Origin of the sequence: Nocardiopsis sinuspersici (assembly GCF_001998325.1) — a bacterium.
GTDB lineage: Bacteria > Actinomycetota > Actinomycetes > Streptosporangiales > Streptosporangiaceae > Nocardiopsis > Nocardiopsis sinuspersici.
This window is the reverse complement of the sequence record NZ_MCOK01000001.1, coordinates 3,569,091-3,595,093: the sequence shown is the minus strand read 5'-3', so window position 1 is coordinate 3,595,093 and position 26,003 is coordinate 3,569,091. Positions and strand designations below refer to the sequence as shown.

Sequence of the window (26,003 nt, the reverse complement as noted above, 5' to 3'; positions counted from 1 at the left end):
TGATGACCACACACCTGGGGGCACCCCGCACGCGCAGGGCCGAGTTCGGGCGCAACGCGGCGGGCCTCGCGCGACGACTGGACTGGACGCTGATCGTGTCGGTGGCGGCCCTGTGCGCCATCGGCACCCTGCTGGTGTGGTCGGCGACGGTGCCGGGAGACGGCAGCGACCCGCTGGACTCCACCGAGCACCTGCGCCGCCACCTGTTCCACCTGGTGGTGGGGTGGACGCTGTGCCTGGCGGTCGCCTCGGTGGACCACCGGACGATCCGCGCGTACGCGCCCATCGCCTACCTGGTCACGGTGGTCCTGCTGGCCCTGGTGCTCACCCCGCTCGGCGAGACGATCAACGGGTCGCGCGGATGGATCGTGATCGGCGGGTTCCAGTTCCAGCCCAGTGAGCTGGCCAAGGTCGGGCTGGTCCTGATGCTGGCCACGCTGCTGGGCGAGCCGCGCGACGGCGAGGCCCGGCCGATGACGCGGGACGTGCTGTTCTGCCTGGTGGCGCTGGCGGTGCCGCTGGCACTGGTGATGTCCCAGCCGGACCTGGGCACCACGCTGGTGCTCGGCGCGATCTTCCTGGGGATGCTCACGCTCTCGGGAGCCCCGGTCGTGTGGGTGGCGGGCATGCTGGTGTGCGGTGCGGTCGGGGCGTTCTGCGTGTGGTTCTTCGACGTGCTGAAGCCCTACCAGGTGGCCCGCATCGCGACCCTGATGAACCCGACCGCCGACCCGCAGGGCACGGGGTACAACTCCAACCAGGCGCTGATCGCGGTGGGGTCGGGCGGGTTCAACGGGACCGGGCTGTTCCAGGGAGAGCAGACGCACGGGCAGTTCGTGCCCGAGCAGCACACCGACTTCATCTTCACGGTGGCGGGCGAGGAGCTGGGATTCGTGGGCGCGGTGCTGGTCATCGGCCTGTTCGGGCTGATCCTGTGGCGGCTCCTGCGGACCGCCCAGGGGTGTGAGAAGCCCTATCCGCGCCTGCTGTGCGTGGGTGCGGCCTCCTGGTTCGGGTTCCAGGCCCTCATCAACATCGGGATGTGCCTGGGGGTCGTGCCGGTGACGGGCCTGCCGCTGCCGTTCGTGTCCTACGGGGGTACCGCGGTCGTGGCGAGCATGCTCGCCCTGGGGCTGGTGCTGGGGGTCAGGTCCAGGGACCGGGGTTTCGTGTAGAGGGACACGGCCGGCGCCTCGTCCGCCGGTAGCCTGGGGACACCCGCGCGGTCGTGTTCCACGAGCCCCGGGGACCGCTCCCGCCACGGCGGGAGTCCACGCACACTCCGACACGAAGTCCGCCGAACGAAGGCCCACACCATGTCCGTCGAAAGCCTCTTCCCGCGACTGGAACCCCTGCTGACACAGGTGGGCAAGCCCATCCAGTACGTCGGTGGCGAGCTCAACTCCGTGGTCAAGGACTGGGACGACACCCAGGTGCGCTGGGCGCTGATGTACCCGGACGCCTACGAGGTCGGCGTGCCCAACCAGGGCGTGCAGATCCTGTACGAGGTCCTCAACGAGCGTGAGGGCGTGCTGGCCGAACGCACCTACGCGGTGTGGCCGGACCTGGAGAAGCTGATGCGCGAGCACGGCGTGCCGCACTTCACCGTGGACACCCACAGGCCGGTGGCCGCCTTCGACGTCCTCGGGCTGAGCTTCGCCAGCGAGATGGGCTACACCAACATGCTCACCGCGCTGGACCTGGCCGGTATCCCGCTGCGCACGGCCGACCGCACCGCCGAGCACCCGATCGTGCTGGCGGGCGGGCACTCGGCGTTCAACCCCGAGCCGATCGCCGACTTCCTGGACGCGGTGGTGCTCGGCGACGGCGAGGAGATCACCCTCGCCATCACCGAGATCATCCGCGAGTTCAAGGAGGAGGGCGAGCCGGGCGGGCGCGACGGGCTGCTGCTGCGGCTGGCCGCGACCGGCGGGGTGTACGTGCCGCGCTTCTTCGACGTGGAGTACCACCCCGACGGGCGGATCGCCTCCTACACGCCCAACCGGCCCGGGGTGCCCGGCACGGTGCAGAAGCACACCGTGATGGACCTCGACCAGTGGCCCTACCCCAAGAAGCCGATCGTGCCGACCGCGGAGTCCGTGCACGAGCGCTACAGCGTGGAGATCTTCCGGGGCTGCACGCGCGGCTGCCGGTTCTGCCAGGCGGGGATGATCACCCGCCCGGTGCGCGAGCGCAACAAGGAGACCGTCACCAGGATGGTCGAGGACGGCGTGAAGGCCTCCGGTTTCCAAGAGGTGGGGCTGCTGTCGCTGTCCAGCGCCGACCACAGCGAGATCGGGGGCATCGCCAAGGGGCTCGCCGACCGGTACGAGGGCACCAACACCGGCCTGTCTCTGCCGTCCACCCGCGTGGACGCGTTCAACATCGACCTGGCCAACGAGCTGACCCGCAACGGGCGCCGCTCCGGGCTGACGTTCGCCCCCGAGGGCGGCAGTGAGCGGATGCGCCGGGTGATCAACAAGATGGTCACCGAGGAGGACCTCATCCGCACCGTCACCGCGGCCTACGAGGCCGGGTGGCGGCAGGTGAAGCTGTACTTCATGTGCGGTCTGCCGACCGAGGAGGACGAGGACGTCCTGGCCATCGCCGACCTGGCCACCGAGGTGATCCGGACCGGCCGCGAGGTGACCGGGCGCAAGGACATCCGGTGCACGGTGTCCATCGGCGGGTTCGTGCCCAAGCCGCAGACCCCGTTCCAGTGGGCGGGGCAGACCTCGCACGAGGACGTCGACGCACGGCTGCGCAAGCTGCGCGACCGGCTGCGGGGCGACCGCAGGTACGGCAAGTCGATCGGCCTGCGCTACCACGAGGGGCGTCCCTCCATCGTCGAGGGCCTGCTCTCCCGGGGCGACCGCCGCGTCGGCCGGGTGGTCGAGGAGGTGTGGCGCGCCGGCGGCAGGTTCGACGGCTGGAGCGAGCACTTCTCCTACGACCGCTGGATGAGGGCCGCCGAGACGGCCCTGGCCGGCCTCCCGGTGGACGTGGACTGGTTCACCACCCGCGAGCGCGATGAGGAGGAGGTCCTGCCCTGGGACCACCTGGACGCCGGGCTCGACCGGTCGTGGCTGTGGCAGGACTGGCAGGACTCGCTGCACGGCGAGGAGTCGCTGGAGGTCGACGACTGCCGGTGGAACCCCTGCTACGACTGCGGCGTGTGCCCGAGCATGGGTACCGAGATCCAGATCAACGCCCCCGCGGAGGGCCGCCCGACGCTGCCGCTGACCGTGGTGCAGCCCTGACCCGCCCCGGGCGCGGGAGGACGCTCCCGCGCCCGGGCGCGAGGCGCTAGCGGGAGGGGTCCGGCCTCCGCTCGCCGTGGTCGTCGGGCATCAGGTCGCGCAGTTCGGGCGGCAGGTCCGGGCGGCGCGACCCCGCGACGTGGTCCGCGATACCGTCCAGCGCCTTCATGTCGGCCCCGGAGAGCACCAGGTCGAGGGCGGCGGCGTTCTCGTCCAGCCGGTGCGCCCTCTTGGTGCCGGGGATGGGTGCCGCGGCGATCCCCGTGGCGCCGATCCGGTGCGCCAGCCAGGCCAGGGCGACCTGCGCGGGGGTGGCCTCGTGCTCGTCGGCGACCCGCCGCACCGGGCGCAGCAGCGCCGCGTTCGGTTCGACGTTGCCCTCGGCGAACCACGGGAACGCCTGGCGGGCGTCGCCGTCGGCGATGTCGCCCGGGTCGGAGAAGGCGCCGGTGAGGAAGCCCCGTCCCAGGGGCGGGTAGGGGACGAGGCCCACCCCGAGTTCGAGGCACGCGGGCACGAGCTCCTTCTCCGCGCCGCGCACGAACAGGGACCACTCGCTCTGCACGGCGGCGATCGGGTGTACCGCGTGCGCGGCGCGCAACTGCTCCGCGGTGACGTTGGACAGCCCCGGGTACCGGACCTTGCCCGCGCCGACCAGTTCGGCCATCGCGGCCACGGTCTCCTCCACGGGCACGTCCGGATCGGGGATGTGCTGGTAGTACAGGTCGATACGGTCGGTGCCCAGGCGGCGCAGGCTCGCCTCGCAGGCCTGCCGGACGTACTCGGGGTCGCCGCGGACGCCGGTGGCCGTCCCGGTCCCGGGATCGAAGATCCCGCCGAACTTCGTGGCCAGGACGACGTTGTCGCGGCCCACGCGGGTGAGCACCTCCGCGATCAGGAGTTCGTTCTCGCCCAGCGCGTGGGAGTCGGCGGTGTCCCAGAAGCGGATGCCGAGGTCGAGGGCGTGTTCGAGGGTGGCCAGCGCCTCCCGGCGGCCGCCGGGAGCGTCGTAGGACTGGTTCAGGCCCATGCATCCGAGCCCGAGTCCGGAGACCGCGGGGCCGGAGGCGCCCAGGATGACGTCATGCACAAGGAGGTCCCTTCGGGATATAATCGGGATGCCCATCCCGGTTAATCGGAAGATACGGGACGGGCATCCCGTTTGTCTGCCGCCCGTGTACGGGCACCGAGGGAAGTGCGGATGCGAGCCGACGCCAGACGCAACAGGGAGAAGGTGCTCAGGGCCGCCTACGAGGCCTTCGCCTCGGAGGGGAGGGGGGTCTCCGTGCAGGAGATCGCCCGCCGCGCCGGGGTGGGGACCGGGACCGTGAGCCGCCACTTCCCCACCAAGGAGGCTCTCTACGAGGCGATCGTGCTCGACCGGATGGAGGTCCTGGCCGGAGCGGCCGAGGGGTTCGCCGCCGAGAGGGGGCCCGGGGAGGCCTTCTCCGCCTTCCTCGGCTTCATGGTCGACGAGGGGGCGCTCGACCACGGGCTCGCCGACGCGCTCAGCGGCGACGGGTTCGACGTCGTCGCCGCGGCCCGCGGCACGGGCCACGACGTCGTGGAGGTGCTGGGCGCACTCCTGGCCCGGGCACAGGAGGCGGGGGAGGTCCGGGGCGACGTGGACGCCGCCGACGTCAAGGCGCTGGTCAGCGGGTGCATCGCCCGGGGGCGCGGAGGGGCCGACGAGGCCGCCAGGCGGCGCACCGTGGCCGTGGTCCTGGACGGACTGCGTCCACGGGCCTGAACCGGGGGCACGGGAGGGGGCGACGCCCGCAGGGGCCGGTTCCGGCCGCGCTGAGGGGCGTGGAGCGGGATTTCGCGATCCGGCGCCGACTCGACCCCTGAGGGGAGTGCGGCCCGGGAGAAGGTGTACGGCCCGGCGCCCCGCTCGCGCCGGGCCGTACGTGTAGTAGGACTCGCGGCTTACGCGGGGGGTTGCCATCCGGCGCAGATTTTCTTCGGATTTTTTTCCGGGGCCCTCATGTTCTGGGAGTGAGGACCGATTCGATACCGGCTCCGACCGCTTCGGGACTTTTCGATCCCAGGTCAGTGGGGGAGATACCGGTATGCGTAGTCCTGTTGGCGCATGTGCACCACCGCGCACCGTACGCTGAACAGGACGAGGAACAGCCCCTTCTGGCCGCCCCGCCGGCCACACCAGGGGGCATGAGGAAAGGAGTTGAGCTGCCCCCCGCACCCGAGGGCACCACCTCACCCTCCACCGCCAAACCCGGACAACGGCTTCGCGTCCGCTACGCCAAGCGCGGGCGCATGAGGTTCGCCAGCCACCGCGACATCGCCCGGGCCCTGGAGCGCGCCCTGCGTAGGGCCTCCGTACCCGTGGCTTTCTCCGCTGGCTTCTCACCTCACCCCAAGGTCTCCTACACCGGTGCGGCTCCCACAGGGGTCGCCAGCGAGGCGGAGTACCTTGAACTCACCCTGGCCGAACCGCGCCCGCCCGAACAGGTACGGGCCGACATCGACGCGGCGATGCCCTCCGGCATCGACATCGTCGAGGTCGTCGAGGCCCGGCACCCCGGACTGGCAGACCGGCTCCAGGCATCCGAATGGCGGGTGGAGATGGCGGACGTCGACCCCGACGACGCCGCCAGGGCGGTGGCCACCTACCTGGCCGCCGACAGCGTCGAGGTGGAGCGGATGACGAAGAAGGGTCGTCGCCGCTTCGACACGAGACCCGCAGTGGTCCGTATCGACGTGTGCACTGACTCCCACGGGCGCGCCCCAGAGGAACATCACACGACATATGCCATACTTCGGATGGTTGTACGGCACATGACACCTGCCGTCCGACCAGACGACGTGCTGACCGGCCTTCGCCACGTGGCCGACCTCGCGCCGCCGTCATCACCGATGATGACCCGGCTGGCGCAGGGGCCGCTGGACGAGACGACAGGTGCGATCGCGGACCCGCTCACACAGGACCGTCCCGAAGCTCACACGAGCCCCGGACCCGCGAACGACAACGCGGACGAGCGGCGCGACAGCGCATCACAGCCGTCGACGCCCATGCCGGGACCGCGCTGATGAGCGGCCCCAAGACGGGGAGCATGGGCGACACCACAGGACTTTGCCCCGACGGCGCTCCGGCGCCGCCGGCGCTGACACAGCGACGACAGTTCTCGCGAGCCGCGCCGCCGACCGACAGGTCGCGCCGAGCCCGAGAACTCTGACGGGAGACCGCCCGCATGCTCGACAACGAGCCCGACAACGGTGCCGAAGGCGCCGAGGGCACGACCGAAACGAACAACGACATGGCGGAGGCGCCCCCCACGGGGAGCGGCGAGGTGCGCGTGACCACACCCGCGCCCGCCAGGGGCGGCCGCCGCGCCGCCGGACCACCCCCCGAACCGGACGACGTCTTCACCCCTCCCTCGATGCCCGTCACCTCCCTCGCCGGATCCGGCGAGGGGGGCACGGTCAAGACCGCGGTGACCACTCCCGCCTCGCGCAGGCGCACCGTGCGCGCCGCGGGCAGCCCCGACGAGGAGGTGGCGGCGCCGCCGCGGCGTAGCCGTACCCGTGCCGCCGCGGAGACCGCCGCTCCGGTCCCAGCCGAGGGCCCCGGGGCTGAGGAGGCCGCGGCCCCGGTCGAGGAGGGTGACGACGCCTCCACCGCCCGGAGCCGCTCCCGCGGCCGCTCGCGCACCCGCTCCGCCGAGACCGGTGGGGCCGAGCCCGCCAGGGGCCGTAGGGCCAAGGGCGCCGGGACCAGCAGGACCTCCGAGCCCGCCGAAGCCACCGAGGAGCCCGAGCAGGAGGACGAGGAGTCCGCCGGCGGGAACGTCTTCCAGTCGCCGGCCATGCTCTTCCAGCCCCCGGTGGCCAGCGCCGCCCCCGCGACCGTCCGGAGCGCCGACACCGGTGCCGACGAGGACGAGGACGAGGAGTCCGGGGAGGAGACGGCCGAGTCCACCGGCACCGAGGACAACGGTGAGGAGGGCGACCGCCCCAGCCGTCGCCGCCGCCGTCGCGGTGGCCGCGGGCGCGGCCGGTCCCGTGGGGACGAGGGCGAGGACGACGCCGAGCCCGCCGCCGAGAGGGCCGAGAAGAAGGCCGACAGGAAGGCGGAGCAGAAGGAGTCCAAGAAGGACGCCGGCTCCGGCGAGGACGGCGGACAGGCCGCCGACCAGGGTGAGGACTTCGGCGAGGAGTCCGAGCGCGGCAGCCGTCGCCGCCGCCGTCGTCGCCGCCGCTCCAGCACCGGCAACGGCGCCGACGCCACCGGGGACGACCCGCCCAACACCGTGGTCCGGGTGCGCGAGCCGCGCCAGGAGAAGCCCATCGAGGACGAGGTCCAGGCGGTCCGCGGCTCCACCCGCCTGGAGGCCAAGAAGCAGCGCCGCCGTGAGGGCCGGGAGCAGGGCCGCCGCCGCCCCCCGATCGTCACCGAGTCGGAGTTCCTGGCCCGCCGGGAGGCGGTCAAGCGCGACCTGGTGGTCCGCCGGATCGGCGACCGCACCCAGATCGCCGTCCTCGAGGACGACATCCTCGTCGAGCACTACGTCGACCGTGCCACGCACCGCTCCTACGTGGGCAACGTGTACCTGGGCCGGGTGCAGAACGTGCTGCCGTCCATGGAGGCCGCCTTCGTCGACATCGGCAAGGGCCGCAACGCCGTCCTGTACGCGGGCGAGGTCAACTGGGACTCCTTCGGCCTGGACGGCCAGCCCAAGCGCATCGAGTCGGTGCTCAAGTCCGGCCAGTCGGTCCTGGTGCAGGTCACCAAGGACCCGGTCGGCCACAAGGGCGCCCGCCTGACCAGCCAGGTCAGCCTGCCCGGCCGCTACCTGGTGTACGTGCCCGGCGGCTCGATGACCGGCATCAGCCGCAAGCTCCCCGACAAGGAGCGCGCCCGCCTCAAGCAGATCCTCAAGAAGGTCATGCCCTCCGGCGCGGGCGTCATCGTGCGCACGGCCGCCGAGGGCGCCAGCGAGGAGGAGCTGGAGCGCGACATCACGCGCCTGGCCAAGCAGTGGGACTCCATCAAGCGCAAGTCGAAGTCGGCGAACGCCCCGGCGCTGCTCAACAGCGAGCCGGACCTGACGGTGCGGGTCGTGCGCGACGTGTTCAACGAGGACTTCTCCAGCCTGGTCGTCTCCGGCGACGAGGCCTGGACCACCGTCCGCGAGTACGTGGACTACGTGGCGCCCAACCTCGCCGAGCGCCTCTCGCACTGGAGTGAGGACCGCGACGTCTTCGCCGCCTACCGGATCGACGAGCAGATCAACAAGGCCCTGGAGCGCAAGGTCTGGCTGCCCAGCGGCGGCTCGCTGGTCATCGACCGCACCGAGGCCATGACCGTGGTCGACGTCAACACCGGCAAGTTCACCGGCCAGGGCGGCAACCTGGAGGAGACGGTCACCAAGAACAACCTGGAGGCGGCGGAGGAGATCGTCCGCCAGCTCCGGTTGCGCGACATCGGCGGCATCATCGTCATCGACTTCATCGACATGGTGCTGGAGTCCAACCGCGACCTGGTGCTGCGCCGCATGCTGGAGTGCCTCTCGCGCGACCGCACCAAGCACCAGGTGGCCGAGGTCACCTCGCTGGGCCTGGTCCAGATGACCCGCAAGCGGGTCGGCCAGGGCCTGCTGGAGGCGTTCTCGCACAGCTGCGAGCACTGCAACGGGCGCGGCCTGATGCTGGACCTCGACCCGGCCGAGGGCAAGGGCGGCGGTAACGGCGGAGGCAACGGCGGCGGCCGCAAGAAGAAGAAGGGCAAGGGCGAGCCCGACAAGGACTCCAAGGCGGAGAAGGCGGAGGAGTCCGCTGACAGGCCCGAGCAGGCCGCTGACGTGAAGGCGGCGGAGCCCGAGCCCGAGCAGGTGGAGGAGGCGCCGGCCGCCGAGGCCGAGGCCGAGCCCGCCAAGAAGACCCGAAAGCGGGCCTCCCGTTCCCGTAAGGCCGCCGAGGCGGCCGCGCAGGAGCAGGAGGAGATCACCGCGGCCGAGGCCGCTCCGGTGGAGGCCTCCGCCCCTTCTGGGGAGAAGGCCCCCGAGGCGGAGGAGGAGGCCCCGGCCAAGAAGACCCGCAGCCGGCGCACCACCCGCCGGTCCGCCCGCGCGGCGGCCGACGAGGGTGGGTCCCCGGCGGCGGACGGCGGTGGCGCGGACGCCGCCGAGGAGACGTCCGCCCCGGCCGAGGGCGACGACGAGGCCGCGGAGCGGCCCAAGCGGCGCCGTACCCGGCGTACCAAGGCGGCGGCCACCCCGCCGACCGCCGTGGACGCGGGCTGAGCCAGGGGCGGCAGCCCCGCCGTGGTCCGGACCGGGCACATGTCCGGTCCGGACCACGGCACGTGTGCAGGCCTGTGGCGGGCCAGTGGTAATCTGATGGACGGTGCGTCGGCGCGCTCCACCACATCGCGCGCCCCGACACCGAAGTGCTCTCCACGCAGGGTTTGTTTCCCTCGGATCCCCGCGCCCCGCTACAGGCGATCAGTGGATCGTGGAACGAGGCTCCTCCCCACCCACGGGGACGGACCTCCCGGCGGGCCTGGGCACAGGCACTGCCGGACCCGGACCCCGGACCTCACGTCTCGGGGATGGTCCCGAGCATTATTCGTTGAGCGAGCAGGAAGAGAGTTACCCGGTGTACGCGATCGTGCGAGCGGGCGGCCGACAGGAGAAGGTGTCTGTCGATGACGTCCTGAACATCGACAAGGTTTCCGAGGAGACCGGCGCCACCATCACGTGGCAGCCCATCCTCGTCGTGGAGGACGGCAACGTCATCAGCGACGCGGACAAACTGAGCGGCTACTCGGTCACCGCCGAGATCCTCGGTGAGACCAAGGGCCCCAAGATCAACATCATGAAGTACAAGAACAAGACCGGTTACAAGAAGCGCCAGGGACACCGCCAGAAGCACACCCAGGTGCGCGTCACCGGCATCGCGGCGAAGTAGGAGGCCTGGAGAAATGGCACACAAGAAGGGCGCTTCGTCCAGCCGTAACGGTCGTGACTCGAACGCCAAGCGCCTCGGCGTCAAGCGCTTCGGTGGTCAGGCCGTCTCGGCTGGCGAGATCCTGATCCGTCAGCGCGGCACCAAGTTCCACCCCGGCGCCAACGTCGGCCGCGGTGGCGACGACACGCTGTTCGCGCTGGTCGCCGGTCAGGTCAAGTTCGGCAGCTTCCGCGGCCGCAAGGCCGTGAACATCGTTCCCGTCGCGGCCGAGTAGGGTCGCGCACGGACGTTGTGAAGGTGGGGCGGGCCAGGGAACACTGGCCCGCCTCTCGCGTTGTCACTGGGTGACACACGTGTTCGTCCAGGCCCTCGCCGGGGGCCGGAGAGTAACGGGGAGAGTTATGCCTGACTTCGTCGACGAGGCGGTCTTGCACGTCAAGGCCGGGAACGGCGGGCATGGCTGTGCCTCCGTGCACCGTGAGAAGTTCAAACCGCTGGGCGGCCCGGACGGCGGCAACGGCGGCCGGGGCGGTGACGTGGTCCTGGAGGTCGACACCCAGACCGCGACCCTGCTGGACTACCAGCGCCGCCCGCACCGCAGCGCCCGCAACGGCACGCCCGGACAGGGCGGCCACCGCGCCGGGGCCAACGGCGAGGACCTCGTCCTCGCGGTGCCCGACGGCACCGTGGTCACCCGTGTGGACGGAGAGGTCGTCGCCGACCTCGTCGGCCACGGCACCCGCCTGGTGCTCGCCCAGGGCGGCAGCGGCGGCCTGGGCAACGCCGCGCTGGCCTCCAAGAAGCGCAAGGCGCCCGGCTTCGCCCTCAAGGGCGAGGAGGGCGAGGGCTTCGACGTGCGCCTGGAGATGAAGACCATCGCCGACGTCGGCCTGGTGGGCTTCCCCAGCGCGGGCAAGTCGTCCCTGATCGCCGCGATGTCCGCGGCCCGCCCCAAGATCGCCGACTACCCCTTCACCACCCTCGTGCCCAACCTGGGCGTGGTGGAGGCGGGCAGCGTCCAGTACGTCATCGCCGACGTGCCCGGGCTCATCCCCGGCGCCAGCGACGGCAGGGGCCTGGGCCTGGAGTTCCTGCGCCACATCGAGCGCTGCTCCACCCTCCTGCACGTGCTGGACTGCGCCACCTACGAGCAGGGACGCGACCCGGTCAGCGACCTGGAGGCCCTGGAGGCGGAGCTGTCCGCCTACGGTGAGCGCGCCGGCGTGGACCTGTCCGACCGGCCGCGCCTGGTCGCCCTGAACAAGGTCGACGTTCCCGAGGCGCGCGACCTGGCCGACCTGGTCACCCCGATACTGGTCGAGCGCGGCTACCAGGTCATGGAGGTCTCCGCGGCCTCCCGCGAGGGCCTGCGCGAACTGTCCTTCGCCCTGGCGGAACAGGTCGCGGCGGCCCGTAAGGCCACGCCCGCGGCCGAGCCCACCCGGATCGTGCTCCGGCCCAAGATGATCGGCGACATCCCCTTCCAGGTGGTGCCGCTGGGCGACAACACCTTCGAGGTGCGTGGCGACAAGCCCGCCCGGTGGGTGCGCCAGACCGACTTCTCCAACGACGAGGCCGTGGGCTACCTCGCCGAGCGCCTCAACCGCATCGGTATCGAGGAGGAGCTGGCCAAGGCCGGTGCCACCGAGGGCGCCGAGGTGCGTATCGGCACCGAGGAGGACTCCGTGGTCTTCGACTGGGACACCTCCACGGACGCCGAGATCGTCCCGTCCGGCCCGCGCGGAACCGACGCCCGGCTGGGCTGATCCGCGCGGGGACCGACGGCCCGGCCGAACAGGCACGAGCGCGGTGCCGGACGCCGCGCCACTGGATGGAAAGCCCCTCACGGTGCACAGCACAGAACTGGAAGAGACCGCCTCCCCGGAGGCCGCGGGCCGCGCGGCGGTGGCCGCCGCGGGCCGGGTCGTGGTCAAGGTGGGGTCGTCGTCGCTGACGACCCCCGACGGCCGGATCGACTCCGGCCGCATCCGCGACCTGGTCCGGGTGCTGGCGGAGCGACGCGCCACCGGACAGGAGGTGATCCTGGTCTCCTCCGGTGCGGTCGCGGCCGGGATGACCCCGCTCGGAATGGCCCGCCGCCCCCGCGACCTGGCCTCGCAGCAGGCCGCCGCGAGCGTGGGACAGGGGCTGCTGCTGGCCGCGTACACGGCCGAACTGGCCGGACACGGCCTCACCGCAGCCCAGGTCCTGCTCACGGTGGAGGACATGATGCGCCGGGTGCAGCACCGCAACGCCCAGCGCACGCTGCGCCGCCTGCTGGACATCGGCGCCGTGCCGATCGTCAACGAGAACGACACGGTGGCCACCGACGAGCTGCGGTTCGGCGACAACGACCGGCTGGCGGCCCTGGTGGCGCACCTGATGCGCGCCGACGCGCTGGTGCTGCTGTCGGACGTGGACGCCCTCTACGACGGCGACCCCTCCGCGCAGGGATCGTCGGTGGTCAGCCTGGTGCGCGGCCCCGCCGACCTGGACGGGATCGACATCGGCAGCACGGGGAGGCGGGGCGTGGGCACCGGCGGGATGGTCACCAAGGTGGCCTCCGCGCGGATCGCCACGGAGGCGGGGGTGCACACCGTGCTGACCTCCGCCGCCAACGCCCGCGCGGCCCTGGGGGGCGACCGCGTGGGCACCCTGTTCTCCCCGGGCGGAGGGCGGCGCCCATCCGCCCGCCAGCTGTGGCTGGCACACGCCACCGCGGGGCGGGGCAGCCTGGTCCTGGACCCCGGCGCGGTCGCGGCGGTGGTGCGGGAGAAGGCGTCCCTGCTGCCCGCCGGCGTGGTGCGGGTGACCGGCGACTTCAGCGCGGGCGACCCGGTGGACCTGTGCGACGAACAGGGCGGTGTGGTCGCGCGCGGGCTCGTCAACTACGACGCGGCCGAGGTACCCGACCTGATGGGACGGTCCACCCGCTGGCTGGCCCGGGAGATGGGGCCCTCCTACGAGCGCGAACTCGTGCACCGGGACGACCTGGTGGTCCTGTAGCCCGTCCGTGCGGCGGTCGGCGCGGCCGCCGCACGGACGGCGGCTACCCGTCCAGGTCCCGTCGGCCGAAGCCCCACACGCCGAGCGCGGCCAGCGCCACGGCGAGCACGGTCAGCACCGCGGTCGGGACGAGCGCGGGCTCCTCCACGGGTACGCGCGGAACGTGGTTGTAGGGCGAGGTGGCCAGCAGTCGGTCCGGCCAGCCGAGGTCGGGCGCGAAGAACCGCAGGCAGACGCCGTAGACGACCACCGCCCAGACCGCACCGAAGGCCCGGGGCGCCCATCCGAGCAGGGCCGCGGCCAGCCCCGCGGTCAGGAGGACCTCCGGCGCGCGTGCGAGGGCGGCGCCGAGCAGGACGGGAAGCAGCGATCCGTCCCCGACGGAGGCGGCGGCGCCCAGGCCGGTCCCCAGCCCGACCAGGGCCACCAGCGCGACTCCCGAGACCGCGGTGACCAGGAGTGACGTACCCGTCCACGCGGCCCGGCCCGTCGCCGCGGTGAGCACCGCGACGGCGCGTCCGCTGGTCTCGTCGCGGCGCAGGCCCCGCACGGAGACGACGGCGAAGAAGCACACGACGAAGACCATCGAGACGGTCATGATGCTGAGGTAGCCGTCGAGCACGTCCACCGCCGGCCCGCCGACCACCTCCGCGGGCAGGTCGACGGCGCCCTCGTCCATGGCGCCGCCCAGGCCGCCGTAGCACAGGGAGGCGGCGAACACCGCCGTGCCCCACCACGCCACCGTGCGGCGCTGGAGCCGCCAGGCCAGGGCCAGCGGCGACCGCAGCCACGGGGCGGCCGTGGACCGGCCGGGGCGCGTGCCGACGAAGCCGCCGCCGAGGTCCCTGCGCTCGGCGAGCGCGTAGGAGGCGGCCGCCCCCGCCGCGAAGAGGAGCACCGACAGGGCCAGCGGCCACCAGCGCTCGTCGTCCAGGATCCGGGTCAGCTGCGGCCATCCCAGGGGGGACAGCCAGGTGGCCCAGCCGCCGGCCTCGTCCTGGACGGCGCCGACGGCCCGCAGCATCCAGGCGGCCGGCAGCGCGGCCGAGGCGAGCCCCGAGGCGGTCCGGGAGCTCTCGCCGAGCTGGGCGGTGACCGCGGTGATCCCGGCGAAGGACAGGCCCGTCGCCGCGACGGCGGCGCCGAACAGCAGACCGGAGCCGGCGGGGAAGGCCAGCGCGACCATGGCCAGGGCGATGAGCAGGCCGAGGGCGGTGTTGGCGAGCACCGCGACGGCCAGCGCCGCGGTGAGCTGGGCGTGGCGGCCCACCGCCGAGGCGCGTACGAGTTCGGCGCGGCCGCTCTGCTCCTCGCCCCGGGTGTGCCGGGCGACGAGCAGGACGCTCATCACCGCTGCGGCGAGCAGGAACTCCGGGAGGTAGACCAGGAAGGAGCGCTGGAGGGTGACCTCCCCGAACCCGAAGTAGGGCCCGGCGAACAGCCGCACCATGGGGCTGTCCATGAGGGCCGTGGACTCCTCCAGCGCCTCCTGGGTCGGGCTGACGACGCCCAGGACGGTGTAGAAGTAGGGCACGAAGACCGTGATGCCGAGCAGCCAGGCCGGCAGGCGGATCCGGTCGCGGCGCAGGGCGAGCCGGACCAGTGCGCCGGTCCCGGCCGCCGCTCCGCCGGCCGCGGGGGCGGTGCGGCCCGGCGACGGCGCGCCGGTGGCGGTCACGCCGCCTCCCCGTCCCCGTAGTGGCGGAGCATGAGCTCCTCCAGCGTGGGCGGGTGGCTGCTGAGCGAGAGGACGCCGAAGCCCCCGAGGTGCTTGAGGGCGCCGTCGAGGTGGTCGCCGTCCACGTCGAAGCGCACCCGTGTCCCGGTGGCCTCCAGGCCGTGCACGCCCGGGAGCCGGTCGAGCCCGTCGGCGGGCGCGGCGGTGGTGGCCTCGACGGCGGTGCGGGTGAGGTGGCGCATCTCGGCCAGGGTGCCGGACTGCACGACGCGGCCCCGGCGGATGATGCTGACCCGGTCGGCGAGCTTCTCTACCTGGGACAGGATGTGGCTGGAGAGCAGAACGGTGCGCTCCTCCCCGCGCAGCTCCCCGACGACCTGCTGGAACACGGCCTCCATGAGGGGGTCCAGGCCGGAGGTCGGCTCGTCGAGCAGGAGCAGTTCGACGTCGGAGGCCAGCGCGGCCACGAGCGCGACCTTTTGCCGGTTGCCCTTGGAGTAGGTCCGTGCCCTGCGCGTGGGGTCCAGGTCGAACCGCTCGACCAGCGCGTCGCGCCGGGCGGCGACCGCGCCGCCGCGCAGGCGGCCGAGCAGGTCGATGATCTCACCGCCGGTGAGGTCGGGCCACAGCTCCACGTCGCCCGGCACGTAGGCCAGCCGGCGGTGCAGTGCGACGGAGTCGCGCCACGGGTCGCCGCCGAGCACCGCGGCGGCTCCGCCGTCGGCGCGGACGAGGCCGAGCAGGATCCGGATGGCGGTGGACTTGCCCGCGCCGTTGGGGCCGAGGAAGCCGTGGACCTCTCCGGAACGCACGGTGAGGTCGAGGCCGTCCAGGGCCCGTGTCGGCCCGTAGGCCTTGGTGAGGTCGACGGCGGAGACGGCCGTGGTCATGGTGTCCTCCGGTAGCAGGTGTGGTGGAGCACCGCGAGGAGGTGGTCCTCGACCTCTCGTACCGTGCAGGTGTCGGGCCGGGTGAGGAGATGGGTGGTGACCGCGCTGGTGAGGATCTCCCCGACGACCGCGAGGTCGGCGTCCGGGGGGAACTCACCGCGCTCCCGGGCCCGCTCCAGGGTGGAGCGGATCCACCGCTCGCGGCGCGCGATGCCGGCCTCCCGGTAGGCCCGGTGGAGCTCGGGGTGGTCGTGCAGGCCGGTCATCAGGCGGCGGAGCAGGCGGCGCCCTCCTGCGGCGTCCGGCCCGCCCAGGCCCTGGGCCCACATGGACAGCATCTCCTCGACGCTGTCGCACTCGGGCAGGTCCGAGGGCGTCCGGAGGCCTTCCAGGAGCGCGGCCAGGAGCAGCCGCGTCTTGTCCGGGTACCGCCGGTAGACGGTGGCCCGGGTGACGCCCGCCCGCTGGGCGACCTTCTCGATGCTGGTGCCCTCGACACCGTGCTCGACCAGCAGTTCCAGAGCGGCGCCGAGGACGGCCCTGTCGGCCTCCGCGCTGCGGGGCCGACCGGGTGTGGGCGGCATGTGCGTCCTCCTCCGGTGCCGGCGGTCGCGGCACCTCTGGTTACAATACGGTGCTGTACCGTATTTAATCAAGGCGCTAGACTCCGGCCATGGCCGACACCACACGAGCGGCGGCGCTCCTCCTGGCCGTACTGTGCGCGGGATGCGCTTCCACGGCCGCCGTCCCGGTCCCGGAGCCCCCGCCGAAGGGCCCGTTCGACTACCAGCTCGGCGGTGCGTACACCCCGGCCGCCGGAGTGGCCACGGTGGTCCGCGACGCCACCGACGAGCCCGCCGCGGGCCTGTACTCCGTCTGCTACGTCAACGGTTTCCAGACCCAGCCCCAGGAGCGCGACCTCTGGCTCTCCGAACACCCCGGCCTGCTCCTGCGCGACACCGGCGGCGATCCCGTCGCCGACCCGGACTGGCCGGACGAGATGCTGCTGGACACCTCCACCGCCGACGCGCGGGAGGAGATCGCCCGCGTGGTGGGGGAGACCGTCGCCACCTGCGCCGAGAGGGGCTTCGACGCCGTGGAGTTCGACAACCTGGACTCCTTCACCCGCTCGGGCGGTGCGCTGACCGCGGACGACAACCTGGCACTGGCCGCCGAACTGGTCGCCGCCGCCCACGGCCGGGGGCTGGCCGCGGCCCAGAAGAACGCCGCCGAGACCACCGGCCGGGCACGTGGGGAGGCGGGCTTCGACTTCGCGGTGGCCGAGGAGTGCGTGGCCTTCGACGAGTGCGGCGCCTACACCGGCGCCTACGGTGACGGCGTCCTCGTGGTCGAGTACCCGGACACGCTCGGTTCCTCCCTCGCGCAGGCCTGCGGCGCTCCGGGCACACCGTCCCGCACCATCCTGCGCGACCGCGACCTGCTCGTCCCGGGAGAGGAGGGCCACCTCCGCGAGTCCTGTTGACGGCTCCGCGCGTCCCGGCCCTCCCTGTGGCCGGGGCGGAGGTGGCCGTGGGACCGGCGGCGGCCGCGCGGGTGCGGGGAAGTCCCGGTCCCCCCGGACCGCTTCCTACCATGGAGCCGGGCCGTTTTCGTCGTCCCCCCGTGGAAGGGTTCGTTCCTCGGACCCTCGCCTGCAAGAGAAGGAATCCCATGCCCAGCCTGGCGGTACGATCCCTGTCCCTGCTGCTACGGGTGGCGCGCAAGCGGCCCATGGCGACCCTGGAAGAGGCCCGCAGGCAGATCACGGCACCCAAGCGCGATCCCGCGCCCCCCGCCTGGTTCGCCGAGCGGTACGGGGTCGGCGTACGAAGGGTCGGCGGGTTCGACAGCTTCACCGTGCCGCCGCGGGGGAGGGAGACCCCCGAGCGGGTCGTGCTGTACGTGCACGGCGGGTCCTACGTCCACGAGATCTCGCACTGGCACTGGGTGTTCGTCGCCAGGCTGGCGGACGCGGGCTGCCTGGTGGAGGTACCGGCCTACGGCCTGGCCCCCCGGCACACCCACCGGGAGGCGCTGCCCTTCCTGGAGGCCGTGCACCGGGAGCTGCCGACGGACGCCGGCCCCCTGGTGTTCGCGGGGGACTCGGCGGGTGCCGGACTGGCGCTCTCCTACACCCAGTCCCTCCTCGGGGAGGAGGCCGGATCGGGACCGCCCATGCCGCGGCGCCTGGTGCTGATCTCCCCCTGGGTGGACCTGACCCTGTCCCATCCCGACATCCGCGAGCTGGACCGGGTGGACCCCTGGCTGAGCCCGGTGGGGCTGCGGGAGTCCGCCCTGGCCTGGGCCGGAGGCGACGACCTGGCCGATCCCCGGCTCAGCCCGGTCAACGGTCCGATGGAGGGCCTGCCGCCCACCGACCTCCACATCGGCACGCACGACCTTCTCCTGCCCGACGTCCGGCGGCTGCGCGACCGGCTCGTGGAGGCCGGGGTGGCGGTCGACCTCCAGGAGGAGAAGGGCGCCTTCCACGTGTACCCGCTGGTCCCGTACCCGGAGGGGCGCGCGGCCCGGGACCGGATCATCGCCGCGCTGCGGGAGCCGCGGGCCACCGACGGCTGAGGCCGGTGGCACCCGCCCCCGGCCGACACGGGCGAGGAGGGTCCCCGGCGCCGGAAGCGAGGGTCCCGGCAGGTCACGTGCGGTCCCCGGCACACCGTCAGCGCCGCGATGGTGAGGCCGGTGCGCTCAGGTCAGCTTCCGGACCACCGACAGGGGGAGCCGCCTCATCGCGAAGCCGATCGGTGCCCACGGCCACGCGGGCACGTACGCCCTCACCCTGCGCTTCTCGATCGCGGCGACCATCGAGCGCACACCGGTCTCCGTGTCCACCATGAACCTGGTCCTCTGCTGCACGTGCTCGTTCATCTCCGAGCGGATGTAGCCCGGGTAGACCACGGACACGTCCAGGCCGGGCACCCGCTCCGAGCGCAGGCCCTCGGCGATGGCGGCCACGCCGGCCTTGGTGGCGGCGTAGACGTTCATGGCCTTGCGCATGCCGCGCAGCGCCGACATCGACGAGATCATCACCAGGTGGCCGCGCTCCTGGGCGCGGAAGATCTCCATGGCCGCCTCGGACTGGGCCAGGGCGCCCACGAAGTTGGTCATCGCGGTCTGGCGGTTGGCGTCGTAGCGCCCCTTGCCCAGGGCGGCGCCCTTGCCGAGCCCGGCGTTGACGATCACCCGGTCCACGGTGCCGAAGGCCGCGGCCAGGTCCTTGAAGACCTCGAACACGGCCTCGTCGTCGGTGACGTCCAGCGCACGCAGCTCCACCCGGCGGTCGGGGTGCGCGGCGGTGATCTCCTCGCGCAGCGCCTCCATCTTCGCGGTACGCCGCGCGCACAGTCCCAGGTCGTAGCCCAGCGCCGCGAACTGGCGCGCCATCTCGGCCCCGAGGCCGGCGCTGGCGCCGGTGATGAGGATCGTTCCCTTGCTCATGTGTGCTTCTCCGTGCTGTGTCTCGTGCAGGGCGGGAGGGACGCCGTGCGGAGTTCGTTCCGTTGACACTACGTTCTTGTTGAGCAATGCTCAATAGCGTGAGCGACCGAGAGCCGCGACGTACGCGGATGACCCAGGACGACCGCAGGCGCCAGCTGGTCGGGATCGGGCTGCGGATGCTGGTGGAGAGGCCCATCCAGGAGCTGTCCGTCGACGAGGTGGCCAGGGAGGCGGGCATCTCCCGGGGACTGCTGTTCCACTACTTCCCGAACAAGACCGCCTTCCACGACGCGGTCGTGGCCGCCGCCGCCCGCCGGGTCGTGCGCAACACCGCCCCCGACGAGGGGCTCGCGCCGGCGGAGGCGGTCGCGCAGTTCGTGGCCCGCTACTACGGACAGGTCGACCGGCGCCGGGACTCGTACCTGGCACTGGTCTTCGGCAGCGGGGCGGTGGGCCTGGGCGGAGAGCACGTGGAGGGCCTGCGCCTGGCCATGGCCGAGCGCATCCTGGCGGTCCTGGACCTGGACGGGGACGCGCTGCCCGTCGCGCACGGGTGGACCGCCTACGTGGAGGACCGGGCGCTGCGCTGGTCGGCCGTCCCGGAGGGGGAGCGGTCCCGCACCCTGGAGGAGGAGGTCGCCCACTGCGTCCGAGCGCTGGAGGCCCTGCTCGCGGTGCGCTGACGCGGACCCGCCCGAACGGAGCGACCGGACGGCGTTCCCGCGGCCACGGCCTAGGATGCGGGCGTGAGCGAACGAACGATGAGCCGAGGCGACGACCACCCCCAGCACGGCGAGGTCCGCGAGGTCCCCACCGCCCGCAACGCGACCACGCTCGTCTACGCGCCCGAACGCGACGGCCTCGCCGACGCGGGCGAGATCGTGTGGACGTGGGTGCCCTACGAGGAGGACCCGGGTCGGGGCAAGGACCGGCCGCTGCTGGTGGTCGGCCGCCGCGGCGGCCGACTGCACGGCCTGATGCTGTCCTCGCAGCGCCCCGACGACTGGGAGCGCCAGGACTGGCTGCCGATCGGCTCGGGCCCCTGGGACCGGGAGCAGCGCGACTCCTACGTGCGGATGGACCGGCTATTCGAGTTCGACGAGGACGGTATCCGCCGCGAGGCCGCCGTCATGGAGGAGGACCTGTTCTGGGGGGTCGCGGCGGTCCTGCGCTCCCGCTACGGCTGGCGGTGAACGCCGGCGGCCCGCGGACGCCCCCGGGTGTTCGGCCTGTGGAAGGCCGTGTCCCCCGAAGCGCGGCGCTATACGCTGGAGGTGTTCACCCCGGTGCGTACCCCGACGCCCTCCGACGTCGCAGGGCGGGTACGCCGGGATGGCCTCCCAACCAAGAGAGAACACCATGAGCGACATCGAGCGCGAGGTCCACGCGGTGGCGGAGCGCGCCAGGGACGCCGCGGCCGACCTCGCCCCGCTCAGCCGGGCGGTGAAGGACGCGGCGCTGCTGGCGATCGCCGACGCCCTGGTCAAGCGGGCCGACGAGATCACCGCGGCCAACGCCGAGGACGTGGAGCGGGCACGGCGGGACGGCACCGGCCCGGCCATGGTCGACCGGCTCACCCTCACCCCGCGGCGGATCGAGGCCATCGCCGACGCCGTTCGCGAGATCGTCGAGCTCCCCGACCCGGTGGGCGAGTCCGTGCGCGGCTCCGTACTGCCCAACGGCCTGGACCTGCGCCAGATCCGGGTGCCGCTCGGTGTCATCGGCATCATCTACGAGGGCCGTCCCAACGTCACCGTGGACGCCGCCGCCCTGTGCCTCAAGAGCGGCAACGCCGCCCTGCTGCGGGGCTCCTCCTCGGCCTACGCCTCCAACACCGCCATCGTCGCGGTCCTGCGGGACGCCCTGGAGGGCACCGGCGTCCCCGTGGACGCCGTCCAGATGGTGCCCGGGCGCACCCGTGAGTCCTCCACCGCGCTCATGCGGGCGCGCGGTCTGGTGGACGTGCTCATCCCGCGCGGCGGCGGCTCCCTCATCCAGGCCGTGGTCCGCGACTCCACCGTCCCGGTCATCGAGACCGGCGAGGGCCTGTGCCACGTCTACGTGGACGCCGACGCCGACCTCGACAAGGCCGTGGCCATCACCACCAACGCCAAGGCCCAGCGCTGCTCGGTGTGCAACTCCGCCGAGACCCTGCTGGTGCACGAGTCGGTGGCCGATGCGTTCCTGCCGCGCGTGCTGGAGTCACTGGCGGAGAGCGGCGTGACCGTGCACGGCGACCCGCGGGTGCTGGAGGTCGCCGCCGCGCACCGGACCGGGGCCACCGTGGTCGAGGCCACCGAGGAGGACTGGGCGACCGAGTACCTGTCCATGGACCTGGCCGTGCGCGTGGTGCCCACCATCGACGAGGCACTCGCCCACATCCGCAGGTACTCCACCCATCACACCGAGGCGATCGTCACCGACTCGCTGAAGGCCTCCCGGTACTTCGTCGCCCGGGTCGACTCCGCCGCGGTCATGGTAAACGCCTCCACGAGGTTCACCGACGGCGGTGCATTCGGTTTCGGCGCCGAAATTGGTATTTCCACCCAGAAACTGCACGCCAGAGGGCCGATGGGCCTCACCGAGATGACTTCCACCAAGTATGTGGTCACCGGTGACGGCCACCTCCGGTAACGGGGAGGGAAGGGCCGCCCGCCCCGCCGGGCGGCCCTTGCGCGCGTGACCGAGACGGGGGAGCGGCGGGACGGATACGTGTTCCCGTTGGCGTCTGAAACGTTTTCCTACAGGAAACCTGGACAGAAGCGAATCTTCGTCCGGGGAGTGTTCCCAAAGCGAACTCCGGTCGATATTTTCACTTGTGGTGTCTCACGGCGCTCCCGGGTCCATTCGGAGCGTCACCCCCACGGTCACGACGAAAGGAAATCCCCCGTATGAAGCTCCGGAACAAGGTCGCGGCCATCGCCACGACCGCCCTGGCCGTCAGCGGTGTCACGATGACGGCCACCCCCGCCCAGGCGGACCTCGTCACCCTCTGCTCGGGCCACGGCGGTGCGATCACCCTGCCCACGGACCTCGCGGTCCCCGCCGGCAAGAGCTGCTTCCTGGACGGCACCGTCGTCCAGGGCGACGTCACCGTCCGCAAGGGCGCCAACCTGCACATCGTCGGCGGCGAGATCGAGGGCCGGGTGACCGTCCAGAAGGACGGCTACTTCGACGCCCAGGAGAGCTCCGTCAGCGACCGCGTGGTCAACCGCGGCTCCTACGGCACCTACATGGAGGACAGCTCGGCCGGTGCCGCACTGCGCACCGTCCCGGTGGAGGGCGGCAACACCGACGGCTTCGCCTACGTGGTCGACTCCTCCGTCCGCAGCATCAACGCCGAGGTCGGCGCCGTCTACGTCTCCGGTTCCCGCGTCAACGGCGCGTTCAAGGCCGACGGTGTCGAGTACGTCGACGTCTACGACTCCGTGGTGCGCGGCGACCTGTCCGTCACCGCCCCGAACAGCGGCGGCATCCTCTGCGACAGCGAGGTGATCGGCGCGGCGACCTACACCGGCGGCTCCGGTCCGGTCGCGGTCGGCGCCGGTGAGAAGGAGGGCTTCTGCTCCTCCGTCAACTACGTCGACGGCGACCTGAGCGTCACCGGTGTCAGCGGCGGCGTCTACGTCGACAACAACATCGTCGGCGGCGACCTGGTCACCTCCGGCAACACCCCGACCGCACAGGTCGGCGACCACAACCGCGTCCGCGGCGACATCCTCACCGAGGAGGTCGCCCTGCGCACCTTCTCCGCCACCGTGGTCGAGGAGTTCGAGGCCCACGAGGACGGCCTCGCGGAGGAGGTCGAGCAGGCCCGCTCCGAGACCATCGAGGACGCCATGGCCGCCGGTTCCGCCTTCTAGCCCGTACGGGGCGCGTCCGATCGTCGACGGCGCCGACGGCCCGGAGCCGTCGGCGCCCTCGTGTGTCCGCGGGGCCGGCGGGCCGGGGAAGCCCCCGCCCCGGCCCCGGGCGGCGCTCCAACGGCGTCTGAACGGCGCCCGGGAGGCACTAGGACGGCGCACCGGGGGACGGGGCGGGGTGGGGCGGGAGCGACCTGTTACGGTCCGCGGACATCGAGCCCGACGACGAGGAGGCACCCGTGCCGACCACCGTGGCCTACGGCGACCACCCCAGCCAGACCGTGCACCTGTGGGATCCGGAGGGCGGCCCGGGCGGACCCGCGCCCGTGGCGGTGCTGCTGCACGGCGGCTGGTGGCGCGACCGGTTCGACGCCGGCCTCATGGACGCGCCGGCCCGCGACCTGGCCGCCGCCGGATGGGCGGTGTGGAACGTGGAGTACCGGCGCACCGGCGGCGACGGCGGAGGCTGGCCACAGACCCTGGACGACGTCGGCCGGGCCCTGGAGTTCCTCGCTACGGCGGCCGCGCGCGGGTCCGGGCGCTACGACCTGTCCCGCGTGGTGTCCGTCGGCCACTCCGCGGGCGGACACCTGGTCCTGCTCAACGCACTCGACGAGAGGACGCCCGTGACCGCCGTGGTGGCCCTCGCCCCCGTCACCGACCTGGAGCGCTGCGCCGGAGCGGGCCTCGGCGAGGGCGCGGTCGAGCCGTTCCTCGGCCCGGACCCCTCCGCGGAGCTGTACACCGCGAGCTCGCCGGTGCTGCGGGTGCCGCTCGGCGTGCCCCAGCTGGTCGTGCACGGCGACGCCGACCAGCGCGTTCCCGTCGAGCACAGCCGCGACTACGCGGCCGCCGCACGCGCGGCGGGGGACACCGTGGACTACCGCGAGGTGGCCGGAGCCGACCACTTCGCGGTCATCGACCCCGCCCACGCCGCCTGGCGGCAGGTACGCGGGTACCTGTCCGGGACACGCTAGGAACCGTTGGACCCCTGGCCGCCGCCACGGGAGGAGCCGTTCCGCCACCGGTCGGCGACGGTGTCGAAGATCTTGCCGCCCGCGCTGGCCGCACCGCCCGCGACGTCGCGCAGGGTGCCCAGCAGCGGGTCTCCCGAGCGCTCCCAGGCCTCCTTGTAGGAGTTGGCGGCCTTGCGAGCCTCATCGCCGACCTTCGCGTCGCGGTCGGAGGAGCGGCGCGGGTAGTCGCCGTCGATGACGCGCTGGTAGGAGCCGTCCTCGATCCACCGGTGCAGCTGGGCCAGGCGCACCACCGCGAACGGGTGGGTCTGGCCCATCAGGCTGACCATCTTGAGCAGGCTGTCGCGGGCGTCGCCCCCGGACTCGTAGTCGCGGGCCTGCTCCAGGAACGCGTCGGGGTTCATCTCCACGAGCCTGGAGCCGCCCGCCAGCTTCATCAGGGCGCGCTTGCCCGCCTCGGGGTTCTGGCCGGCGAGGACCCCGGCGCGGTCACAGGACAGCTCGGACTTGCGGTACCACTCCTCCAGCGCGGAGACGATGGCCTGGAGGCCGATGAAGCCCAGCGGCACCCACGCCACCCGGGCGGCCAGGCGGATCAGGGCCAGCAGCATGGTGCGGTACACGGCGTGGCCGCTGAGGATGTGGCCGACCTCGTGGCCGACGACGAAGCGCTGCTCCTCGGCGTCCAGCAGGTCGAACAGGCCCGTGGTCATCACGATGAACGGCCGCTGGCTGCCGATCGCCATGGCGTTCGGCCTGGGGTTCATCTGGATGTACAGCTCGGGTACCTCGTCCAGGTCCAGGACGTAGGCGGCGTCGCGCACGTAGTCGTACACGTGCGGGAACTGGGTGGGACCGACCCGGACGGCGCTGGAGAGGAACATCAGGCGCAGGGCCCGTTCGTTGAACAACCCCGACAGGCGCTTGAACACCTCGTCGAACCCGCGCAGCGAGCGCAGCGCCACCAGGGCGCCGCGGTCGGCGGGGTGCTCGTAGGCGCGGGGTGAGATCTCGGACAGCCGGACGCGGACGCGGTCTGGTGTGTTGGCCATATCGGCATGCTATGCGTCGGGATGGTGCTTGGCCACGGTTTCCCCAACGAGATATGACGCGATTTCCGGGCGTGGGGGACACGCCCGGGGAGGGAGTCTCCCGAGGTGCTCGTTCCCCCGGTGCGGGGGCAGACAGGGAGGAAGGGGACAGTGGTGGTGCCCGGTGTCGGCTAACCTCGGTTGGCCGGTCCCGGCAACGGCAACGTCCAAGGCGAAACGGAGCGCACAGTGGCGCACGAAGCTTCCGACGCCCCCCGGAGCGGAGGATCCCCCGCGCGGCGAGGAACCGCCCCGACCAAGGTCGGCATCATGGGTGGCACCTTCGACCCCATCCACCACGGTCACCTCGTGGCGGCCAGCGAGGTCGCGCACTTCTTCGGGCTCGACGAGGTGGTGTTCGTCCCCACCGGCCAGCCCTGGCAGAAGGACCTGGCCAAGGTCACCCCCTCCGAGGACCGCTACCTGATGACGGTCATCGCGACCGCCGAGAACCCCCAGTTCCGGGTGGACCGCATGGAGATCGACCGCTCCGGCCCCACCTACACCATCGACACACTGCGCGAGATGCGCTCCAAGTACGGGCCCGGGGTGGAGTTGTACTTCATCACCGGGGCCGACGCGCTGGGCGCCATCCTGAGCTGGCACAACGTCGACGAACTGTTCGAGCTCGCGCATTTCGTAGGCTGTAACCGGCCCGGTCACCATCTCAGTGATCCCGGACTGCCCGAGGGCAAGGTCTCCTTGTTGGAGGTCCCCGCGCTGGCCATCTCCTCGACCGAGTGCCGGGAGCGGGTCCGCAAGGGCGAACCCATCTGGTACCTGGTTCCCGACGGCATCGTCCGCTACATCAACAAGACCGGGCTCTACCTAGAGAGCTGAAAGGCAGCAAGC

Annotated in this window: 23 protein-coding genes; 17 read left to right on the top strand and 6 right to left on the bottom strand. The window is 72.5% G+C overall.

Annotation, left to right across the window (positions count from 1 at the left end; genetic code table 11):
• Positions 1 to 2 precede the first annotated feature (2 nt).
• Both rodA and NOSIN_RS15585 read left to right on the top strand, forming a co-directional pair.
• Entirely contained in the window at positions 3 to 1,175 is a 1,173-nt protein-coding gene (gene rodA / locus NOSIN_RS15590) for a rod shape-determining protein RodA (protein WP_077691444.1), read from the top strand.
• 141 nt (positions 1,176 to 1,316) lie between these two features.
• On the top strand, positions 1,317 to 3,260 hold the full coding sequence (locus NOSIN_RS15585) for a TIGR03960 family B12-binding radical SAM protein (RefSeq protein ID WP_077691443.1): 1,944 nt from the start codon (positions 1,317 to 1,319) through the stop codon (positions 3,258 to 3,260).
• Between the two features lie 46 nt (positions 3,261 to 3,306).
• Here the strand turns inward: NOSIN_RS15585 and NOSIN_RS15580 are convergent, their stop codons facing one another.
• On the bottom strand, positions 3,307 to 4,350 hold the full coding sequence (locus NOSIN_RS15580) for an aldo/keto reductase (protein ID WP_077691442.1): 1,044 nt from the start codon (positions 4,348 to 4,350) through the stop codon (positions 3,307 to 3,309).
• A gap of 111 nt (positions 4,351 to 4,461) precedes the next feature.
• Between NOSIN_RS15580 and NOSIN_RS15575 the strand changes: the two genes are divergently transcribed.
• The 7 genes from NOSIN_RS15575 to proB all read left to right on the top strand — a co-directional run bounded on the left by NOSIN_RS15575 (position 4,462) and on the right by proB (position 13,196).
• On the top strand, positions 4,462 to 5,010 hold the full coding sequence (locus NOSIN_RS15575) for a TetR/AcrR family transcriptional regulator (protein WP_077691441.1): 549 nt from the start codon (positions 4,462 to 4,464) through the stop codon (positions 5,008 to 5,010).
• Positions 5,011 to 5,354: 344 nt separating this feature from the next.
• Positions 5,355 to 6,311 (top strand): TIGR03936 family radical SAM-associated protein, encoded by a 957-nt coding sequence (locus NOSIN_RS15570; RefSeq protein WP_077691440.1) that lies wholly within the window; start codon positions 5,355 to 5,357, stop codon positions 6,309 to 6,311.
• Positions 6,312 to 6,472: 161 nt separating this feature from the next.
• A complete protein-coding gene (locus tag NOSIN_RS15565; protein WP_077691439.1) occupies positions 6,473 to 9,523 on the top strand; it encodes an Rne/Rng family ribonuclease in 3,051 nt (1,016 codons plus the stop codon).
• A 355-nt stretch (positions 9,524 to 9,878) separates the two neighbouring features.
• Positions 9,879 to 10,190: a 50S ribosomal protein L21 gene (gene rplU, locus NOSIN_RS15560; protein WP_077691438.1), complete on the top strand. Its 312-nt coding sequence runs from the start codon at positions 9,879 to 9,881 to the stop codon at positions 10,188 to 10,190.
• 13 nt (positions 10,191 to 10,203) lie between these two features.
• Positions 10,204 to 10,464: a 50S ribosomal protein L27 gene (gene rpmA, locus NOSIN_RS15555; protein ID WP_077691437.1), complete on the top strand. Its 261-nt coding sequence runs from the start codon at positions 10,204 to 10,206 to the stop codon at positions 10,462 to 10,464.
• A gap of 127 nt (positions 10,465 to 10,591) precedes the next feature.
• The gene (gene obgE / locus NOSIN_RS15550) at positions 10,592 to 11,956 is read left to right on the top strand and encodes a GTPase ObgE (RefSeq protein WP_077691436.1); all 1,365 of its coding nucleotides are present in this window, start codon (positions 10,592 to 10,594) and stop codon (positions 11,954 to 11,956) included.
• An 82-nt stretch (positions 11,957 to 12,038) separates the two neighbouring features.
• Entirely contained in the window at positions 12,039 to 13,196 is a 1,158-nt protein-coding gene (proB, locus tag NOSIN_RS15545; protein ID WP_077691435.1) for a glutamate 5-kinase, read from the top strand.
• Between the two features lie 43 nt (positions 13,197 to 13,239).
• Here the strand turns inward: proB and NOSIN_RS15540 are convergent, their stop codons facing one another.
• From NOSIN_RS15540 to NOSIN_RS15530, 3 genes are read right to left on the bottom strand one after another with little or no spacing between them, the layout of a single operon-like run.
• Positions 13,240 to 14,874 (bottom strand): ABC transporter permease, encoded by a 1,635-nt coding sequence (locus NOSIN_RS15540; RefSeq protein ID WP_077691434.1) that lies wholly within the window; start codon positions 14,872 to 14,874, stop codon positions 13,240 to 13,242.
• On the bottom strand, positions 14,871 to 15,764 hold the full coding sequence (locus NOSIN_RS15535; RefSeq protein WP_077691433.1) for an ABC transporter ATP-binding protein: 894 nt from the start codon (positions 15,762 to 15,764) through the stop codon (positions 14,871 to 14,873). Before NOSIN_RS15535 ends, NOSIN_RS15540 begins: the two co-directional genes overlap by 4 nt.
• Positions 15,761 to 16,348 (bottom strand): TetR/AcrR family transcriptional regulator, encoded by a 588-nt coding sequence (locus NOSIN_RS15530; RefSeq protein WP_077691432.1) that lies wholly within the window; start codon positions 16,346 to 16,348, stop codon positions 15,761 to 15,763. The genes NOSIN_RS15535 and NOSIN_RS15530 overlap by 4 nt, the downstream gene beginning before the upstream one ends.
• A gap of 89 nt (positions 16,349 to 16,437) precedes the next feature.
• Between NOSIN_RS15530 and NOSIN_RS15525 the strand changes: the two genes are divergently transcribed.
• Positions 16,438 to 17,247: an endo alpha-1,4 polygalactosaminidase gene (locus NOSIN_RS15525; RefSeq protein WP_077691431.1), complete on the top strand. Its 810-nt coding sequence runs from the start codon at positions 16,438 to 16,440 to the stop codon at positions 17,245 to 17,247.
• Positions 17,248 to 17,435: 188 nt separating this feature from the next.
• A complete protein-coding gene (locus NOSIN_RS15520; protein ID WP_077691430.1) occupies positions 17,436 to 18,344 on the top strand; it encodes an alpha/beta hydrolase fold domain-containing protein in 909 nt (302 codons plus the stop codon).
• A 126-nt stretch (positions 18,345 to 18,470) separates the two neighbouring features.
• Here the strand turns inward: NOSIN_RS15520 and NOSIN_RS15515 are convergent, their stop codons facing one another.
• Complete coding sequence (locus NOSIN_RS15515; protein WP_077691429.1) at positions 18,471 to 19,220, bottom strand: SDR family oxidoreductase; 750 nt, start codon at positions 19,218 to 19,220, stop codon at positions 18,471 to 18,473.
• Positions 19,221 to 19,318: 98 nt separating this feature from the next.
• On the opposite strand from NOSIN_RS15515, the gene NOSIN_RS28030 reads away from it, so the two are divergent.
• The 5 genes from NOSIN_RS28030 (at position 19,319) to NOSIN_RS15490 (ending at position 24,060) form a co-directional block, all read left to right on the top strand.
• Positions 19,319 to 19,903 (top strand): TetR/AcrR family transcriptional regulator, encoded by a 585-nt coding sequence (locus NOSIN_RS28030; RefSeq protein WP_269087592.1) that lies wholly within the window; start codon positions 19,319 to 19,321, stop codon positions 19,901 to 19,903.
• Positions 19,904 to 19,981: 78 nt separating this feature from the next.
• Positions 19,982 to 20,413, top strand: coding sequence for a type II toxin-antitoxin system PemK/MazF family toxin (locus NOSIN_RS15505; RefSeq protein ID WP_218909009.1), 432 nt, complete (start codon positions 19,982 to 19,984; stop codon positions 20,411 to 20,413).
• Positions 20,414 to 20,579: 166 nt separating this feature from the next.
• A complete protein-coding gene (locus NOSIN_RS15500) occupies positions 20,580 to 21,854 on the top strand; it encodes a glutamate-5-semialdehyde dehydrogenase (RefSeq protein WP_077691426.1) in 1,275 nt (424 codons plus the stop codon).
• A 257-nt stretch (positions 21,855 to 22,111) separates the two neighbouring features.
• Complete coding sequence (locus tag NOSIN_RS15495; RefSeq protein ID WP_077691425.1) at positions 22,112 to 23,083, top strand: hypothetical protein; 972 nt, start codon at positions 22,112 to 22,114, stop codon at positions 23,081 to 23,083.
• A 239-nt stretch (positions 23,084 to 23,322) separates the two neighbouring features.
• On the top strand, positions 23,323 to 24,060 hold the full coding sequence (locus NOSIN_RS15490) for an alpha/beta hydrolase family protein (RefSeq protein ID WP_077691424.1): 738 nt from the start codon (positions 23,323 to 23,325) through the stop codon (positions 24,058 to 24,060).
• On the opposite strand, the gene NOSIN_RS15485 is transcribed toward NOSIN_RS15490, so the two are convergent.
• Positions 24,057 to 25,112, bottom strand: a complete 1,056-nt coding sequence (locus NOSIN_RS15485; protein ID WP_077691423.1) for a M48 family metallopeptidase — start codon at positions 25,110 to 25,112, stop codon at positions 24,057 to 24,059. The two genes, NOSIN_RS15490 and NOSIN_RS15485, sit on opposite strands and share 4 nt — an antisense overlap.
• A gap of 228 nt (positions 25,113 to 25,340) precedes the next feature.
• Between NOSIN_RS15485 and nadD the strand changes: the two genes are divergently transcribed.
• Positions 25,341 to 25,991, top strand: coding sequence for a nicotinate-nucleotide adenylyltransferase (nadD, locus tag NOSIN_RS15480; protein WP_269087591.1), 651 nt, complete (start codon positions 25,341 to 25,343; stop codon positions 25,989 to 25,991).
• Positions 25,992 to 26,003: the final 12 nt, after the last annotated feature.

Excerpts from the sequence above, each read along its gene's own strand:
- NOSIN_RS15520 (WP_077691430.1), top strand. The coding sequence starts at position 17,436 with ATGCCCAGCCTGGCGGTACGATCCCTGTCCCTGCTGCTACGGGTGGCG.
- NOSIN_RS15575 (WP_077691441.1), top strand. The coding sequence starts at position 4,462 with ATGCGAGCCGACGCCAGACGCAACAGGGAGAAGGTGCTCAGGGCCGCC.
- NOSIN_RS15565 (WP_077691439.1), top strand. The coding sequence starts at position 6,473 with ATGCTCGACAACGAGCCCGACAACGGTGCCGAAGGCGCCGAGGGCACG.
- NOSIN_RS15485 (WP_077691423.1), bottom strand. The coding sequence starts at position 25,112 with ATGGCCAACACACCAGACCGCGTCCGCGTCCGGCTGTCCGAGATCTCA.
- NOSIN_RS15515 (WP_077691429.1), bottom strand. The coding sequence starts at position 19,220 with ATGAGCAAGGGAACGATCCTCATCACCGGCGCCAGCGCCGGCCTCGGG.
- NOSIN_RS15505 (WP_218909009.1), top strand. The coding sequence starts at position 19,982 with ATGAGCCGAGGCGACGACCACCCCCAGCACGGCGAGGTCCGCGAGGTC.
- rpmA (WP_077691437.1), top strand. The coding sequence starts at position 10,204 with ATGGCACACAAGAAGGGCGCTTCGTCCAGCCGTAACGGTCGTGACTCG.
- NOSIN_RS15525 (WP_077691431.1), top strand. The coding sequence starts at position 16,438 with ATGGCCGACACCACACGAGCGGCGGCGCTCCTCCTGGCCGTACTGTGC.
- NOSIN_RS15535 (WP_077691433.1), bottom strand. The coding sequence starts at position 15,764 with ATGACCACGGCCGTCTCCGCCGTCGACCTCACCAAGGCCTACGGGCCG.
- obgE (WP_077691436.1), top strand. The coding sequence starts at position 10,592 with ATGCCTGACTTCGTCGACGAGGCGGTCTTGCACGTCAAGGCCGGGAAC.
- NOSIN_RS15495 (WP_077691425.1), top strand. The coding sequence starts at position 22,112 with ATGAAGCTCCGGAACAAGGTCGCGGCCATCGCCACGACCGCCCTGGCC.
- NOSIN_RS15585 (WP_077691443.1), top strand. The coding sequence starts at position 1,317 with ATGTCCGTCGAAAGCCTCTTCCCGCGACTGGAACCCCTGCTGACACAG.
- NOSIN_RS15530 (WP_077691432.1), bottom strand. The coding sequence starts at position 16,348 with ATGCCGCCCACACCCGGTCGGCCCCGCAGCGCGGAGGCCGACAGGGCC.
- rodA (WP_077691444.1), top strand. The coding sequence starts at position 3 with ATGACCACACACCTGGGGGCACCCCGCACGCGCAGGGCCGAGTTCGGG.
- NOSIN_RS15500 (WP_077691426.1), top strand. The coding sequence starts at position 20,580 with ATGAGCGACATCGAGCGCGAGGTCCACGCGGTGGCGGAGCGCGCCAGG.